Genomic DNA, 15,607 nt, shown 5'->3' on the forward strand with positions numbered 1-15,607 from the left:
TGGTTTAGACCAATGCTAGATGTGGTGGCGCAATGAGCCCGCACGGCTACGTCTAGTCACCACGCAGGAGCGGACATGGCCCGCACCACCCCTTCATCCGACCAGGAACCGCTTTACGCGCGGATCGCCGTACAACTGCTCGGCGAGCTGCGCGACGGGACCATCCCGCCCGGCGAACGCCTGCCGGGAGAGCGCGAGTTGGCCGGCCGTTTCGGCGTCAGCCGGGAGACCGTACGACAGGCGTTGCAGATGCTGCGACGCGGCGGCCAGGTCTCCACCGACCGGCGCGGCAGCCATGCGACGCTGCCCGCCACCGGCGCCGAGCCCGTCCCGTCCCTGGACTTCCCCGTCGGCGCGCACACCAGTGAACCGTGCGCACGCCAACGGACCTCCGTGACCTGGGAGACTCCCCCACCCGAGCACGCCAAGGCCCTCGGGCTCGCCCCGCGGCGGGCGACGCTGGTCCACCGCTACGAGTCGGCCGCCGCCGACGGCAGCGGGCTGCGCACAGCCGTGACGTCCTTCTCCGCGATCGCGGTGACCGAGGTCGAGGAACTCGCCCGCTACCGCGACCGTGCGGACGGCCACGCCTCGGCGCAGCTGTCACGGGCCTACGACTGGATGCGCAAGGCGGGTCTGACCCTGCATCACCGGGACGCGATCACCCGGCTCCCGCAGTCGGTGCGGGTCACCCGCCGCGTGCACGACCAGTACGACCGGCCTCTGGAGATCACCGACCTGACCGTGGACGCGCAACAGGACGCCCTGGTCTACGAGTTCACGCTTCCGGCGGCCGAGTGAACCACGAGTGACGAGAGACGGTCGCGGCGGCGAACATGACCGGAGGGGTGGGGGCCTCGCCCGGGGTCACCCACCTGTCCGGAGCTGGAATGCAGTCATCTGACCGATCCCAGCGGGGCTGTTCGCGTCTAGCGTCGAGACATGACCTCCAACGACGCGCAGCAGATCGAGCGGGCCAACGCGACGGGCCGGACACCGGTCGTCTTCGTCCACGGTCTGTGGCTGCTGCCCAGCAGCTGGGACCGGTGGGCGACCCACTTCGAGCAGGCAGGGTTCGCTCCGGTCTCGCTGTCCTGGCCCGACGACCCCGACACGGTCGAGGAGGCCAAGGCTCACCCCGAGGTCTTCGCCGGCAAGACGGTCGGTCAGGTCTCCGACCACCTGGAGAGCCTCATCGGCGGCCTCCGGAAGAAGCCCGCCGTCGTCGGCCACTCCTTCGGTGGTCTCCTCTCCCAGATCCTGGCCGGCCGCGGCCGGTCCGCCGTCTCGGTGGCCATCGACCCGGCTCCGTTCCGCGGCGTGCTGCCTCTTCCGGTCTCGTCCCTGCGCTCCGCCGCGCCCGTACTCGGCAACCCGGCGAACCGGAACCGGGCCGTCCCGCTCACCTTCGAGCAGTTCCGCTACGGCTTCGCCAACGCGGTCGGCGAGGAGGAGGCCAAGGAGCTGTACGACACCTTCGCCGTGCCCGCGCCCGGCGCCCCGCTCTTCCAGGCGGCCACGGCCAACTTCAACCCCTGGACCGAGGTCAAGGTCGACACCGAGAACCCGGACCGGGGGCCCCTGCTGATCATCTCGGGCGAGAAGGACCACACCGTGCCGTGGGCCATCGCCAACGCGTCGTACAAGAAGCAGCAGCGCAACCCCGGCGTCACCGAGATCACCGAGATCAAGAACCGCGGCCACGCGCTGACCATCGACCACGGCTGGAAGGAAGTCGCCGACACGGCACTGGAGTTCGTCCGCCGCTTCGTCTGACCACCACCTCAGCCGTGCGGCGCCCGCACGCCGCACCGCACCATCGCGCCATCTCTCGAAAGGGATCGACCCATGAGCACCTTCACGACCTCCGACGGCACCGACATCTCTTACAAGGACCTGGGCAGTGGGCAGCCGGTCGTCTTCAGCCACGGCTGGCCGCTCAACTCGGACGCCTGGGAGGGTCAGTTGCGGCTGGTCGCCGAGAACGGCTTCCGCGGCATCGCGCACGACCGCCGCGGGCACGGCCGTTCGGCACAGACGTGGCAGGGCAACACCATGGACCGGTACGCCGACGACCTGGCCGAGCTCATCGAGTCGCTCGACCTCGACGACGTGATCCTGGTCGGGCACTCCACGGGCGGCGGCGAGGTGGCCCGCTACATCGGCCGGCACGGCACCGGGCGGGTCGCCAAGGCGGTCCTGCTGGGCGCGGTTCCCCCGGTCATGCTGAAGTCGGACACCAACCCGGAGGGCACGCCCATCGACGCCTTCGACGGCATACGCGCCGGGGTCGAGGCGGACCGCTCGCAGTTCTACCAGGACCTGGCCACACCGTTCTACGGCGCCAACCGCGAGGGTGCCACGGTCTCGCAGGGCAAGCGCGACGAGTTCTGGCTGCAGAGCATGCAGGCCGGGCTGAAGGCGGCGTACGACTGCATCAAGCAGTTCTCGGAGACCGACTTCACCGAGGACCTCGCCAACATCGACGTCCCGACGCTCATCGCGCACGGCGACGACGACCAGATCGTGCCGATCGGCGCCGCCGCACTGAAGACGGCTCAGCTGGTCAAGGACGCGACGCTGAAGGTGTACCCGGGCGCCCCGCACGGCCTCGTGGGCGCGTTCGAGCAGGCCTTCAACGCCGATCTGCTCGACTTCATCCGCGCCTGACGGGCGACGCAGCCCACCCGGACGCCGTGACCGGCTTGGACGCCGTGACCGGCCCGGGTGAGTAGGCGGCGGGCGAGTTCGCCAGGCGGGGGCGGGCCGACGTCCGCCAAGGCAGGAGAGTCCCCCGGGTCCGCGGGGCCCGGGGGACTCTCGTCAGCGCTCGGGAGGCCGTCCGAGGGCGCGGGACCGGGTGCGGCGGAGGCGCGTCCGCGCTCCGGCTGCCGGGGAGGCGACTCGGCCCCGGCAGCCGGTCCTCGTACGCCCCGCAGGCCGAGAGGGCCGAGAGGGCCGCTCCCGGGCGCTCCCGTCATACGGCGACGGAGGACCTCACCGACGTGTCCTCACCGACGTGTCCTCGCGCGTGGCCACGACCATCCGGGCCCGCGGGCTGCCGTCCCGTCGGCGGCCGAACTCGGGCAGCGCGTGCAGTTCCGTCCGGAAGCCGGCCCGAGCCAGTTCTCGCTCCACGTCACCGAGCCGGAACGCGCGGTAGTACATGACGAAGGTCGGACGCCGGACGGCATTGCGCACCCGCATCACCGTGTCGAAGCCCAGCAGGGCCCAGTACCACGGCGAGCTGGGCCGCGGCGGAGCCATGATCGGGAACGCGAAGCGTCCGCCGGGGCGCAGTACGGCGTGGACCCCCGCGAACACGCCGGGCAGCTCGCGCGGCAGAAAGTGCCCGAAGGCGCCGAAGCTCACGACCAGATCGAACGCGGACCCGAAGGGGAGGGTGCGGGCATCACCGCGCACCCAGGCGACCGACGGTGCGCCGTCGCCGCGGACTCGGAGCACGGAGGGTGCCCCGGCCCCCCGTACGGAGGCCGCAGAGGGCAGCGTGCCGCCCTGCGCCGGAGCGACGGACGGCGACCTGCCTCCCGGCGTCGGGGCGACCGGCGGTGGCCCGTCGTCGCGGAGCCCCTCCGGGGAGGGCGAACCGTCGGCTTCGGTACCGAGGCGCTCGCGTCCGACCGTCAGCATGCCCGTGCTGATGTCGACGCCGGTGACGCTCTCCCGGCACAGGTCCCGCAGGACCTCCATGCCCGCGCCGGTGCCGCAGCAGAGGTCGAGTCCCGCGGTGAACGGTCCCATCGGCGCGAGGGCCCGTCCGACCGCGTCGAGGATCGCGTCCGGTGTCCGGAACGGCGTGTGATCGAACTTGGGGGCGAGCAGGTCGTAGCCGTGCTCGATGGACGAGAGGCCCTGCACGGCCAGTTCGCGGAGGGTGGGACCTTGCGGCGTGAACATCTGGCCGAGCTTAGGGGCAGCGAACGCCGGGTGTGCTGATCTATCGTCCCCGGCATGACCTCGTTCCGCCCCGCCCCCGCCTGGCTGGCCGACGCCGTCTTCTACCAGATCTATCCGCAGTCGTTCGCCGACTCGAACGGCGACGGCATCGGCGACTTCGACGGGATCGCCGAGCACCTCGACCACCTCGCGTGGCTGGGCGTGAACACCGTATGGCTCAACCCGTGCTTCGTGTCACCGTTCGGCGACGCCGGATACGACGTCGCCGACTACCTGGACGTCGCACCCCGATACGGCTCCTCCGACGACCTCGCCCGCCTCGTGGACCAGGCCGGCCGCCGCGGCATCCGCGTCCTCCTCGACCTCGTGGCGGGTCACACCTCCGACCAGCACCCGTGGTTCCTGGCCGCGATGGACGATCCGGCCGACGACCGGTACATCTGGGCGCCCGAGGGCTCCCCGGACGGCTTCGTTCCCTCCCCCGGAACCCGACCGGGGGCGTATCTGCCGAACTTCTTCGCCTTTCAGCCCGCCCTCAACTTCGGCTACGCGCGCACGCACCCGGACGAGCCGTGGCGCGGGCCGGTCGACGCGGAGGGCCCGCGCGCCAACCGTGCCGCGCTGCGCTCCGTGATGGACCACTGGCTGGGCCTCGGCCTGTCGGGCTTCCGCGTGGACATGGCCGCCTCGCTCGTGAAGGACGACCCGGGCAAGAAGGAGACGGCCGCGATCTGGACGGAGTTGCGCCACTGGCTGGACGACGCGCATCCGGACGCCGTGCTGCTCTCGGAGTGGGGCGACCCCGAGGTGTCCGTTCCCGCGGGGTTCCACGCGGACTTCTTCCTCCAGTTCGGCGGGCCCACCGACGGACTCGCCCTGCGCTCGCTGTGGAGCAACGGCGAGGGCACGGTCAACGAGGCCTGGGATCCGCTCGACTGCTTCTTCGACGCCGAGGGCCGGGGCTCCCCACGCCCCTTCGTGGACGCGTGGAGCCGGGCGGTGTCCGTGCTCGGCGAGGGCGGATCCATCGCGCTCCCGACCGCCAACCACGACTTCTCCCGCCTCAACTGCGGCCCCCGCACGGCAGCTCAGCTCCCCGCCGCCTTCGCCTTTCAGATGACCTGGCCGACCCTTCCGGCGATCTACTACGGCGACGAGATCGGCATGCGTTACCTTCCGGGACTGCCCGGGAAGGAGGGCAGCGTGCTGGGGCCTCGCTACAACCGCGCCGGTTCCCGCACACCGATGCAGTGGGACGAGGGCCCCAACGCCGGCTTCTCCACCGCCCCCGCCGACCGCCTCTATCTCCCCGTCGACCCGTCCCCGGACCGCCCGACGGTCTCCGCCCAACTGGCCGACGACACCTCGCTCCTGCATCTCGTGCGCCGCCTCGTCGCCCTGCGCACCAGCGCCCCGGAGCTGGGGCCGGGCGGTTCGGTGGAGGTGGTGCACGCCGGGTACCCGTTCGTGTACGTGCGGGGCGGCCGCTACCTCGTCGTGATCAATCCACGGCGGGAGCAGGCGAGTTGCCGCTACGACGGCGCCACCGAGGCCCGCCTCCTGGAAGGCGACGGCGTCCGTGTCGCCGACGGCGTCATCGACGCCCAGGGATTCGGCTACGGCGTCTTCGAACTCGACGGGCCGAGAACTGAGCGCTGAGCGCTGAACACTGAGCACTGAGCACTGAGCACTGAGCACTGAGCACTGAGGGAGGGTTCCCCCTCTGCCCGTCGTGTTCGGCGCACCCTGCCCGGTCGGCCATCGCGGCAGGGTGGTTCAGGCGAGCCGGCCGGCTGTCCGCAGCGGGCAGCCGGTGCCGACGCGTGTGGTCAGTTCGGTCCGCAGGGTGACCAGTTCGGCGATGCGGGCGTCGATGACCTCGATCTTCTCCTCGAACAGCGCGGACAGTGATTCCGCGGTGTCCGGCGCTTCACGCAGCTCCTCGCCGTGCCGCGCGATCTCGGCCAGGGAGAACCCGAGGGCCTGCGCGGTGCGGACATAGTGCAGCCAGGGCACCGCCTCGGGCGGGAAGTCGCGATATCCATTGGCGAGGCGGCGGCCTTCGACCAGGCCGACCTTTTCGTAGAACCGGATCGTGTCTCTGGATATGCCTGCCTGCGCGGCGAGTTCACCGATGCGCATGACCCTCCGTCGGAGATCGGGGCTCGGGTTGGGGCTTGACCTTGGACCGTACTCCACTGTTTAGCGTGAGGCGTCGCCGCCACAAGACCAGCAGGAGTCTCGCCGTGATCCGTCTTCCCGACCCCGGGCAACCCGCCTATCTCCGCCTCGTACGAGCCAGTGCCTGGTACGACCTCGCCGTCACGGCGGGATTCGCGACGCCGTGGACCTACAGGCTGGTGCACGACGCGCTGTCGTCGTCTGGCAACGCGCTCGGACTGGGCACTCTGCCCCAACCCGATACGTGGCAGACCCTGTTCGCGAATCTGATGGGCTCGGTCGTGGTCGTCTGGTCGCTCCTGCGCATCGTCCGGACCCAGCCGGAACACGGACTGTTCGACGGCGTCGCGCGCACCTTGTTCGCGGCGTGGCAGGCGTACGCGCTGGCCCAGGGAGCCTCTCGGATTCTGTGGCCGTTCTTCGCCGTCGAGGTGGTGTTCGGTGTCCTCCAGCTCGCGCCGTGGTGGCAACGCCGGCGCACGAGCCCGGCGAACGACACCGCCGTACCGGCGAGCCGGAAATCCACTTCCACACAGGGAGGTTGACGGAATTGGCAGTTCGCGGCGGCGTCCGGGAATCCTCCTGAATGTCCTGGCAAGGGCCGGGGACCACCCCTCGCGCGTGCCTGTCCGGCCGGCCGGGTCACCCGGTCGGCCGCCGGGTCCCCCGGAGCAGCGTCGACGCGCATCCCAGCCCGACCGCCGCGAGCAGCGCGCATGCGGCGAACGCGGCCCGATAGCCGGCCGTCAGGCCCGCGGGGCCCGGACCGTCCGCGACGGACAGGGCCACCGAGGACACGACGGCGACACCGAAAGCGCCCCCGATCTGGAAGGCCGCGGTGTTGATGCCGGACGCCACGCCCGACTCGCGTTCCGCCACGCCGGTCAGCGCGGCGATGGATCCGGCGACCGCGCAGGCTCCGAGGCCGGGACCGAAGAGCAGCAAGCCGGGGAGCAGGTCGCGTACGAATCCGCCGTCCACCGGGACCCCGGCCAGCAGCACACTGCCAGCGCCGACCAAGGCGAGCCCGACGGCCGCGACCGGGCGGGCGCCGACGCGGGTGACCAGGGCCTGACCGGCGTAGGAGCCGATGACGGCCGTCGCGGGCATCACGACGTTGCAGAGGCCGAACCACAGCGGCGAGTAGCCGAGGACGCCCTGACCGTACTGGGAGAGCGTGAACGACATGCCGAAGGCGCAGCTGCCCAGCAGGAACACCACGAGGTTGCCGCCGCTCACCGACCTCGAGCGCAGCAGTCGCGGCGGCACCAGCGGCTCCGGCGCCCGCGTCTCGATGCGCGCGAAGAGCAGCGCCAGCGTGGCGAAGAGAGCGAGCAGCCCGACCGTCTGCGCCGACAGCCATCCGGCGCGGGGTGCCTCGACGACGGCGTAGATGCAGGCGACGAGTGCGGCCGTGACCGTGAGCGCTCCGGACGGGTCGTAGGAGCGGGAGCGTGCTTCGGCGCGGCTCTCGCGCAGCAGCAGCGGACTGAGGGTGACGAGGAGCAGCGCGGCCGGCACGTTCAGGAAGAAGATCCATCGCCAGCCGAGGACATCGGTGAGCGGTCCGCCGATCAACAGGGCGGCCGTGGCGCCGAATCCGCCGCTGCCGGACCAGATGGCGAGGGCCTTGTTGCGCTCGGGGCCCTCCTCGAACGTGTCGATCAGCAGTGCCAGAGCGGTCGGTGCCATGACGGCGGCCGAGACCCCCTGCACGGCGCGCGCCGCCACCAGGACGCCGGCGCTCCACGCGAACCCGCACAGCAACGACGACAGCCCGAACAGCAGCGTGCCCGTCATGAACACCCGACGGCGGCCCAGCAGATCCGCGACGCGGCCGCCGAGCAGCAACAGGCCCCCGAATCCCAGCAGATAGGCGCTCATCACCCACTGCGCGCCGCCCGGGGCGAAGTCGAGCCCTTCGGCGATGGACGGCAGCGCGAGCACGACGATCTGGGCGTCCAGGATCACCATGAACCCGGCCAGGCAGAGCAGCACGAGGGCGCCCCGGCGGCAGCCCGGCGTGGTGAGGGTGGCCGAGGAAGCGGTGGTGACGGACATGGTCAGCTCCCCAGGCGCAGGCCGGCCAGCCAGACGTCCGGGGTGCCCGGGCCCGCTTCCGCCGGTGGGGCCGACGGCGCGGGGCTGACGTCCTTGGGGCGTGCGCGGCGCGCGAGCAGCAGACGGAGCGCACTCCTGCCGCGCGGGGTGGGGGCGAGGGCCGGGGCGGGGACGCTCGACGGGGGAGCCGGGGTGGAGGCCGTCGCTGCGGGGGCGAAGGTGGCCGAGGTGGCGGTCGGAGCGGTCGAGGTCGTTGCCGAGGCAAGGGTGGTCGAGGCGGGCGCGGTCGTTGCCGAGGCAGGGCCAGTCAGGGCGGTCGAGGTCGTTGCCGAGGCAGGGCCAGTCGAAGCGGGCGCGGTCGTTGCCGAGGCAGGGGCGGTCGAGGCGGGCGCGGTCGTTGCCGAGGCGGGGGAAAGGGGGGTCGGGGTGGATGCGGTCGGGGTGGATGCGGTCGTGTGGGCTGGGGCGGTCATCGGAACCTCCGGGGGCGTCGGGTGGCCGGTGTCGGCAACCCCGGGCCGGCAGTCGCCCGGGGTGTCTTCACCCCACCGACGAAAGGCCCCTAGGCCGATCGACACTCCGCGAGCCGCTTCTCCAGAAATCTCCGCTCGGACGCGTTCTCCACCAGTTCGAGCGCCCGCTCGTACGCCGCGGCGGCCTCCGCGGGACGACCGCCGCGACGCAGCAGGTCCGCACGGGTGGCGGGCAGCAGGTGGTAGGCGTCCAGCTCACCTTCCTCCTCCAGTTCGGCGACCAGGGCGAGCCCGGCGTCGGGGCCTTCGGACATGCCGACGGCGACCGCGCGGTTGAGCCGGACCACGGCGGAAGGCACGAAGCGCCGGAGCTCGCCGTAGAGGGCCGCGATGTCGGCCCAGTCGGTCTCCTCGGCCGTGGCGGCGGTGGTGTGGCAGGCGGCGATCGCGGCCTGGATCTGGTACGGCCCGGGGCGCCCGCGGCGCAGGGCGGTCTCCAGCAGTGCGGCGCCCTCGTCGGCCTCCGGCCGGTCCCAGGCGCTTCGGTCCTGGTCCTCCAGGGTCACCAGGTCGCCCGCCGCGTCGACGCGCGTGCCGCGCCGGGCGTCGTGCAGCATCAACAACGCGAGCAGACCGAGGACTTCGGGCTCGTCGGGCATCAGGCGGGACAGGACGCGGGCGAGGCGGATCGCCTCGGCGCAGAGGTTCGTGCGCACCAGATCTGCGCCGGTTGTGGCGGCGTACCCCTCGTTGAAGAGCAGGTAGAGCACGCCGAGGACGCCCGTGGTGCGTTCGGGCAGCAGGTGCGCGGGCGGTACGCGGTACGGGATGCCCGCGTTGCGGATCTTGCGTTTGGCGCGCACCAGCCGTTGCGCCATCGTCGCCTCGGGGACGAGGAAGGCGCGCGCGATCTCGGGCGTGGTCAGCCCGGCCAGGGTGCGCAGGGTGAGCGCCACCCGGGCCTCGATGGGAAGCGCCGGGTGGCAGCAGGTGAAGATCAGCCTCAGCCGGTCGTCCCCGGCCCCGCTGTCCTCGTCGAACTCCGGGTCGTACGGACCCTCGTCGCGCGCCAGCACCGCCACCTCCCGCAGCTTCTGTGCCCCGACCGCCTCGCGGCGCAGCACGTCCAGGGCTCGGTTGCGCGCGGTCGTGGTCAGCCAGGCGCCGGGGCGGCGCGGCACTCCGTCGCGCCGCCACCGGTCGAGGGCCTGGGCGAAGGCGTCCTGCGCGCATTCCTCGGCGAGGTCCCAGTCGCCGGTCACCCGGATGAGGGTGGCGACGACCTGGCCCCACTCCTCGCGGAACGCGGCGGCTACCGCCTGCTCGATGTCGTCGTTCACTCCCAGACCGGCCGCACCTCCACCGAACCGCCGCTCAGCGCCGCCGGATGCCGGGACGCGAGGGCGATGGCCTCGTCGAGGTCGGCGACCTCGATGATGTCGACGCCCGCGACGTACTCCTTCGATTCCACGAACGGGCCGTCGCTGAGCAGGACTTCGTCGCCCTGGACGCGGACGGTCGTGGCGTCGCTGGGGGGACGCAGCCGGGCGCCGCCCTTCACGATGTCGCGGTCGCGGACCTCCTGGACGTACGAGGTGAACGGGGGGTCGTCGGCGATGTCCTCGGGACCGAGTTCCTCGCCGCCGACGGGCGCGCAGATGAACAGGACGTACTTCACGACGGGACCTCCGCCGCTCCCGCGATGCCGGCGGCGACCGGAACCGACGTGTGCTGGTGGACGATCTGCCAGCGGTCGCCGGCCGCGCGGTAGCCCGTGGTGACGCGTGCGGTGGTGTCGAGCGCTCCGCCGTCGACGAGCGTGGCGCGCGTGCGCACCAGGGCGTGACTGAAGGCGACGCTCTCGTCGACGCGCAGGCGGAAGTCGAGCACCTGCCGGTCGACGGGGCCGGCGAGCGTCGCGAACCACAGTTCCTCCGCCTTGCGCAGGGCGTCGACGCCGCTCTGTTCCAGGCCGCTCACGGGGTGGAACACCTCGACGTCCGGGGCGTAACAGGCCATCGCCCGGTCGATGTCACGCTCGCGGGCGGCCTCGGTGAGCTCCGCGTCGAGGCGGCGGATCTCCGGCTCGGCGTCCTCCTCGTCCCAGAACGCTCGGACCTCCATGGCGCCGATGGCCGCGACCGGGTGTTTCGCCGCGGCCTCGATCGCCTCCTCCATGTCGGCGCAGTCGAGGATGTCGAAACCGGCGACGTACTCCTTCGTCTCGGCGAAGGGGCCGTCGGTGCGCAGCACCTCACCGTCCCGTACCCGGACGGTGACCGCGTCGGCGGGCAGCCGGAGCCGGTGCCCGTGCAGCCGTACGCCGCGCTCGGCGCCCAGCTCCTCGACCCAGGGTTCGACGGGCGCCATGCCGGAGGCGTCGGCGGTGTCGTCGCCGCAGACCAGCAGCATGTACTTCATGGTTCCTCCCGGTGCTCATGAGCTTCCTACACCCCACCGACGAACGGCGGCACGGCGAATCGACACGCGGCGGTGATCTCTTTCTTCCGGCCGGCGCCACAGGGCACGCGGGCGCGTGCACGCCGTCAGAGGCGGGAGGCTCCCGGTCGCACGGGAAGGGCGCGGACGCTGTTGCCCACGAAACTGGCGTGACGGGTGAGCTCCGCCTCGGACAGGGCGAGGTCGAGGTCGGGGAAGCGGGTGAACAGCCGCTCCAGGGCGATGGTGGCCTCCATCCGGGCGAGCGGGGCGCCGAGGCAGTAGTGGGCGCCGTGCCCGAGGGAGAGGTGGCGGACGGCACCGGGCCGCCCGGGGCGGGTGATGTCGAAGCGGTCGGCGTCCGGTCCGTGGGCGGCCCGGTCACGGCCCGCGGCCGAGTAGCCGGCGAGGACCGGCGTTCCCTGCGGAATGACGGTCCCGTCGACGGTGAGGTCCCGCACCGGATAGCGGAACGGGAAATAGCTGACGGGCGCGTCCCAGCGCAGGGTCTCCTCGACGACGTCCGCCCAGCTCGACTCGCCCTTGAGGACGGACTCGAGCTGGTCCCGGTGGCCGCACAACGCCCGTACGGCGTTGGTGATCAGGTTCAGTGTGGTCTCGTGCCCGGCGATGATCATGAGCACCAGCGTGCCGATGAGTTCCTGCTGGCTCAGGCGGTCGCCCTCCTCGTCCCGGGCGGCGATCAGTGCGCTGGTGAGGTCGTCGCCGGGGTTCTCCGCGCGCGCGGTCGCGACGGCGACCAGCACGGCCACCAGTTCGCGGTTCGCCGCGACGACCTGCTCCGGACCGATGTCGGTGGCGACGACCTGGTTCGACAGATGGTGGAGCCGGTCGAGGTACTCGGCCTCGACGCCGAGGAGTTCGCCGATGACGCCCATCGGCAGCGGGAGCGCGAAGTGCCGCCGCAGATCGGCCACTCCCCCGCCCTCCTGTGCCGCCGCGTGCAGGCCGTCGAGCAGTCCGGACGTCAACTCTTCGATACGGGGGCGTAGTTGCTCCACACGTCGTGTGGTGAACGCCTTGCTGACGAGGGAGCGCAGCCGCCGGTGGTCGTCCCCGTCGGCGGTCGTCATCCCCTGCACGGTGGCGAAGGTCAGCAGGGGCCAGCCATCGGCTATCCGTCCCTCGCGCAGGGCCGTGAAGTGCCGGGCCCCCTTCGCGACATCCGGGTGGGCGAGGAACTCCTTCAACGCGTCGTGCCCGAGCACCGCCATCCCTTCCACCGCACCGGGCAGCTCCACCGTCGCGACGGCGCCCCGCGCGAGCAGGCGCTCGTTGTCGGCGTGCGGGCAGCCGCCCGCGGGGTCCATGCGGTGCGGCGTGACGGGCGAGGTGTCCACCGGGTTCTCCTTGCTACGGGGCCGAGTTGGCGGTCGTACGACACCGTCGGGCGCCGTACGACGATCGATTCTGCCTGCTCAGAGCAGCGTGCGCAGCAGCTCGGCGAAGCCCTTCGGGTGGGTCAGGTTGCCGTTGTGGCCACCGGGGAAGTGGATCGGTGCGACACCGAGTCCGGCGGCCAACTCCTCGGCGCAGCGGTAGTCGAACACCTGGCGCGGCGTGGTGCGTCCCGCCGCCGGCACGACGCGGACCGGCCCGCGCCCGAGCGCTCCGATCTCGTCCTGTCCGAGTTCGGCCCGGCTCATGGTCAGTGCGTCGTGCGCGACGAAGAAGGTGAAGTTCGCCTCGCGGGAGGCGTCCAACGGGGCCATTCTGGCGCCGGGTTCGACCTCCTGGCGGGCCGGGTCGATGCCGAGGATCTCGCCGATCCTGCGTACACCGGCGACCCATCCCTCACGACGGAAGACCTCACGCATCTCGTCCAGCTCCCGCCGGGCGCGCAGCTTCTCGGCCTCGGGCAGCATGCCGGGAATGGCGGGCTCGTGCGCGACCAGGACACTCAGCCGCTGGGGATGCCGCTGGGCGAGGCGGAGCCCGATGACGGCGCCCATGCTGCAACCGAGCATGAGCGCGGGCTCGTCGGTGAGGCGGGCCAGCAGCCGGTACACGTCGTCCACGTGCTCGTCGAGGGTGACACCGCGGGCCGGATCGTCGAGGACGCTGCGGGACAGGCCGCGTCGGTCGTACGTGACGACGGTGTAGGCGTCCACGAGGTGGTCGACCATCGCGTCACTGCGGTTGGCGTCGCCCTCTCCGCTCTGCGAGACGAGCAACAGGGGTCCTGTGCCGCGCACTTCGTAGTGGAGGGCGGCTCCGGGGACGGACAGGGTGCCGGTACGGGTGACCTGCATGGCGGGCTCCTCACGTGGATGAACACGGACGCCCTTCGGCGTCCCTCCCTCACCGAACGTACTCCATCATTTTTGATGCATCAATACCGATGCATTATTTCTGATGCATCTTCCTTGATATGATCTGTGGTCATGAACGGAGCGGAACTCTTCCTTCTGGGCCGGACCCTGATGAAGATCGGCGAGGAGGCCATCCCCACCGAGGGGGTCGGCCCTCGGTCCACGAGCACCCGGTCCATGCTGATCGTGATGCTCGACGTGTACGCCCACACCGACACGACGGTCGGTGAGGTCGCCCTGCGGACCGGCCTGCCGCAGAGCGCCGTGTCCGCGTGCGTCGCACGCCTCAGGGAAGCGGGCTCGATCCTCACCGCGACCGACCCCGCCGACCGCCGCCGCTCCCTGATCCGGCGCAACCCTGAGATCACCGGCCGCCGGGCCGAGGTCGCTGCGAGCCCGATCGACAACGCGCTGGGCGCCGCCCTCGGCACCGAGGACAGCGCCTCGATCGCCGAGACGGTCACCCTGCTGGAACAACTCGCCGAACGGCTGTCGCCGGACGTCCTCGGGCGCCTGCGCTGACGCCGGAGCGTCAGCTCTCGGAATGGACGAGGCCGAGAACGCGTTGAGGCAGTGAGCGGTGGATCCGGCGGCGACCGGAGAGCGGCCGACTTCTCCGGCCCCAGAGGGGCCGGATGACCGGGAGGCGTCCGGCCGGCGACTGCCGCCGAACCCACGGATCCCCCTTCCGCCGGCCCCCTGCGCGAGCCGCCGAGAGGCGGATCACAGCGGAACGCGCCCAACCAGTGGTACTGTCTCAACAGCACTCGTGTACGCCGCTTGTTCCAGGCGCCGGTGCCAGTTCCTTCTCCCGCTGTCACGCTGTCGATTCCGACCGGCGGACCAGCTTCTCGGCATCACCTCCCGAGCACGACCCGGGGATCTCTCCCGTCGTACCCGAGGTGATGTTCCCGCCGCACCGAGGCGCGCCCCGCGCCCTCCGTTCGCGGCCTCTCCCCCTTCCTTCCGCATGACCCATGCATTCCCGTCCGTGAAAGGACATCCCATGACCACCACACTCGAACGCCCCCCTGTACAGCAGCGGTCCCAGACCCAGGTCGCCACCGGTGTCCTCGACATCGACGGCAACGGGAAGGGGCACCTGCGCTCCGCGAACTGCCTGCCCTCGGCCACCGACCTCCAGGTCTCCCCCGCGCTGATCCGCCGTCACGGCCTGCGCAAGGGCGACACCGTGGAAGGCGTGCGCGGCGGGCCCCGGATCCTCACCGAGGTGGCGCGGATCAACGGCCGTACGCCCGAAGAGCTGCGCCGCCGCCCGCACTTCGCCGACCTCACCCCACTGCACCCACGTGACCGGCTCCGGCTGGAACACCCGGCGAGCGGACTGACCGGACGCGTCGTCGACCTGGTCTCGCCGGTCGGCAAGGGCCAGCGCGGCCTGATCGTCGCCCCGCCCAAGACCGGCAAGACGGTACTGCTCCAGCAGATCGCCGCCGCCGTGGCCGGCAACCACCCCGAATGCCATCTGATGGTGGTGCTGCTCGACGAGCGGCCCGAGGAGGTCACCGACATGCGGCGCTCCGTACGAGGCGAGGTCTTCGCCTCCACCTTCGACCAGTCGCCCAAGCAGCACATCGCGCTCGCCGAGCTCGTCATCGAGCGGGCCAAGCGGCTCGTCGAGGCGGGCCAGGACGTCGTGATCCTGCTCGACTCCCTCACCCGGCTGTGCCGGGCGCACAACAACGCGGCCGCCGCCGGTGGGCGCACCCTCAGCGGCGGTGTCGACGCCGCCGCGCTCCAGGGACCCAAGCGCGTCTTCGGAGCGGCGCGTCTCGCCGAGGAGGGCGGCTCGCTGACCATCCTCGCCACCGCCCTCGTGGAGACCGGCTCCCGTGCCGACGACTTCTTCTTCGAGGAGCTCAAGGGCACCGGCAACATGGAGCTCCGGCTCGACCGGACCCTGGCCGCCCGACAGGTCTTCCCCGCGGTCGACATCACCCCTTCCGGCACCCGTCGCGAGGAACTCCTGCTTCCAGCGCCCGAGTTGGCCGCGGCACGAGGGATTCGCCGCGCCCTGGGGACGCGGGACGGGCAGGCCGGCCTGGAAACGCTCCTGGAGCGGCTGCGCGCCACCCCGGACAACGCCGCCTTCCTGCGCCAGGTTCAGCCCACCCTCCCCTCCTGACCCCCGCGCCTGTGGCATCCGGGTGCTCAACGCCGCCACTCGGCCCGGGCAGCCCG

General features: G+C 71.8%; 15 protein-coding genes. 7 read left to right on the forward strand and 8 right to left on the reverse strand.

Going from position 1 to position 15,607, the window contains the following annotated elements; translation table 11 throughout:
- The first annotated feature begins 75 nt into the window (after positions 1-75).
- From OG788_RS06940 to OG788_RS06950, 3 genes are all read left to right on the forward strand, one after another.
- The gene (locus OG788_RS06940; RefSeq protein WP_406369561.1) at positions 76-801 is read left to right on the forward strand and encodes a GntR family transcriptional regulator; all 726 of its coding nucleotides are present in this window, start codon (positions 76-78) and stop codon (positions 799-801) included.
- A 141-nt stretch (positions 802-942) separates the two neighbouring features.
- Positions 943-1,776 (forward strand): alpha/beta hydrolase, encoded by an 834-nt coding sequence (locus OG788_RS06945; RefSeq protein WP_356750015.1) that lies wholly within the window; start codon positions 943-945, stop codon positions 1,774-1,776.
- 72 nt (positions 1,777-1,848) lie between these two features.
- Positions 1,849-2,670 (forward strand): alpha/beta fold hydrolase, encoded by an 822-nt coding sequence (locus OG788_RS06950; protein ID WP_406369562.1) that lies wholly within the window; start codon positions 1,849-1,851, stop codon positions 2,668-2,670.
- 327 nt (positions 2,671-2,997) lie between these two features.
- Here OG788_RS06950 and OG788_RS06955 read toward each other — a convergent pair whose 3' ends face one another.
- A complete protein-coding gene (locus OG788_RS06955; protein WP_406369563.1) occupies positions 2,998-3,918 on the reverse strand; it encodes a methyltransferase domain-containing protein in 921 nt (306 codons plus the stop codon).
- Between the two features lie 54 nt (positions 3,919-3,972).
- Here OG788_RS06955 and OG788_RS06960 point away from each other — a divergent pair, with 54 nt between their 5' ends.
- The gene (locus OG788_RS06960; protein ID WP_406369564.1) at positions 3,973-5,577 is read left to right on the forward strand and encodes an alpha-amylase family glycosyl hydrolase; all 1,605 of its coding nucleotides are present in this window, start codon (positions 3,973-3,975) and stop codon (positions 5,575-5,577) included.
- A 117-nt stretch (positions 5,578-5,694) separates the two neighbouring features.
- Here the strand turns inward: OG788_RS06960 and OG788_RS06965 are convergent, their stop codons facing one another.
- The gene (locus OG788_RS06965; protein WP_351546023.1) at positions 5,695-6,060 is read right to left on the reverse strand and encodes a MerR family transcriptional regulator; all 366 of its coding nucleotides are present in this window, start codon (positions 6,058-6,060) and stop codon (positions 5,695-5,697) included.
- A 104-nt stretch (positions 6,061-6,164) separates the two neighbouring features.
- Here OG788_RS06965 and OG788_RS06970 point away from each other — a divergent pair, with 104 nt between their 5' ends.
- Positions 6,165-6,644, forward strand: coding sequence for a hypothetical protein (locus OG788_RS06970; RefSeq protein WP_406369565.1), 480 nt, complete (start codon positions 6,165-6,167; stop codon positions 6,642-6,644).
- Positions 6,645-6,741: 97 nt separating this feature from the next.
- Here the strand turns inward: OG788_RS06970 and OG788_RS06975 are convergent, their stop codons facing one another.
- The 6 genes from OG788_RS06975 to OG788_RS07000 form a co-directional block, all read right to left on the reverse strand.
- Positions 6,742-8,160 (reverse strand): MFS transporter, encoded by a 1,419-nt coding sequence (locus tag OG788_RS06975; protein WP_406369566.1) that lies wholly within the window; start codon positions 8,158-8,160, stop codon positions 6,742-6,744.
- 562 nt (positions 8,161-8,722) lie between these two features.
- Positions 8,723-9,973: an RNA polymerase sigma factor gene (locus OG788_RS06980; protein WP_406369567.1), complete on the reverse strand. Its 1,251-nt coding sequence runs from the start codon at positions 9,971-9,973 to the stop codon at positions 8,723-8,725.
- Positions 9,970-10,311, reverse strand: a complete 342-nt coding sequence (locus OG788_RS06985) for a YciI family protein (RefSeq protein ID WP_406369568.1) — start codon at positions 10,309-10,311, stop codon at positions 9,970-9,972. The genes OG788_RS06980 and OG788_RS06985 overlap by 4 nt, the downstream gene beginning before the upstream one ends.
- On the reverse strand, positions 10,308-11,054 hold the full coding sequence (locus OG788_RS06990) for a nuclear transport factor 2 family protein (protein ID WP_406369569.1): 747 nt from the start codon (positions 11,052-11,054) through the stop codon (positions 10,308-10,310). Before OG788_RS06990 ends, OG788_RS06985 begins: the two co-directional genes overlap by 4 nt.
- A gap of 125 nt (positions 11,055-11,179) precedes the next feature.
- Positions 11,180-12,433, reverse strand: a complete 1,254-nt coding sequence (locus OG788_RS06995) for a cytochrome P450 (protein ID WP_406369570.1) — start codon at positions 12,431-12,433, stop codon at positions 11,180-11,182.
- A 78-nt stretch (positions 12,434-12,511) separates the two neighbouring features.
- Positions 12,512-13,345, reverse strand: a complete 834-nt coding sequence (locus tag OG788_RS07000) for an alpha/beta fold hydrolase (protein ID WP_406369571.1) — start codon at positions 13,343-13,345, stop codon at positions 12,512-12,514.
- Positions 13,346-13,477: 132 nt separating this feature from the next.
- Between OG788_RS07000 and OG788_RS07005 the strand changes: the two genes are divergently transcribed.
- Together OG788_RS07005 and rho are read left to right on the forward strand one after the other, a co-directional pair.
- Complete coding sequence (locus tag OG788_RS07005) at positions 13,478-13,927, forward strand: MarR family transcriptional regulator (protein ID WP_406369572.1); 450 nt, start codon at positions 13,478-13,480, stop codon at positions 13,925-13,927.
- Between the two features lie 448 nt (positions 13,928-14,375).
- A complete protein-coding gene (rho, locus tag OG788_RS07010; protein WP_406369573.1) occupies positions 14,376-15,551 on the forward strand; it encodes a transcription termination factor Rho in 1,176 nt (391 codons plus the stop codon).
- The last annotated feature ends 56 nt before the right edge of the window (positions 15,552-15,607 follow it).

It is taken from the genome of Streptomyces sp. NBC_00647 (assembly GCF_045207245.1).
Classification (GTDB): domain Bacteria; phylum Actinomycetota; class Actinomycetes; order Streptomycetales; family Streptomycetaceae; genus Streptomyces.

Coding starts and splice junctions, on each gene's coding strand:
- OG788_RS06940 (WP_406369561.1), top strand. CDS start 76: ATGGCCCGCACCACCCCTTCATCCGACCAGGAACCGCTTTACGCGCGG.
- OG788_RS06945 (WP_356750015.1), top strand. CDS start 943: ATGACCTCCAACGACGCGCAGCAGATCGAGCGGGCCAACGCGACGGGC.
- OG788_RS06950 (WP_406369562.1), top strand. CDS start 1,849: ATGAGCACCTTCACGACCTCCGACGGCACCGACATCTCTTACAAGGAC.
- OG788_RS06955 (WP_406369563.1), bottom strand. CDS start 3,918: ATGTTCACGCCGCAAGGTCCCACCCTCCGCGAACTGGCCGTGCAGGGC.
- OG788_RS06960 (WP_406369564.1), top strand. CDS start 3,973: ATGACCTCGTTCCGCCCCGCCCCCGCCTGGCTGGCCGACGCCGTCTTC.
- OG788_RS06965 (WP_351546023.1), bottom strand. CDS start 6,060: ATGCGCATCGGTGAACTCGCCGCGCAGGCAGGCATATCCAGAGACACG.
- OG788_RS06975 (WP_406369566.1), bottom strand. CDS start 8,160: ATGTCCGTCACCACCGCTTCCTCGGCCACCCTCACCACGCCGGGCTGC.
- OG788_RS06990 (WP_406369569.1), bottom strand. CDS start 11,054: ATGAAGTACATGCTGCTGGTCTGCGGCGACGACACCGCCGACGCCTCC.
- OG788_RS07000 (WP_406369571.1), bottom strand. CDS start 13,345: ATGCAGGTCACCCGTACCGGCACCCTGTCCGTCCCCGGAGCCGCCCTC.
- OG788_RS07005 (WP_406369572.1), top strand. CDS start 13,478: ATGAACGGAGCGGAACTCTTCCTTCTGGGCCGGACCCTGATGAAGATC.
- rho (WP_406369573.1), top strand. CDS start 14,376: ATGACCCATGCATTCCCGTCCGTGAAAGGACATCCCATGACCACCACA.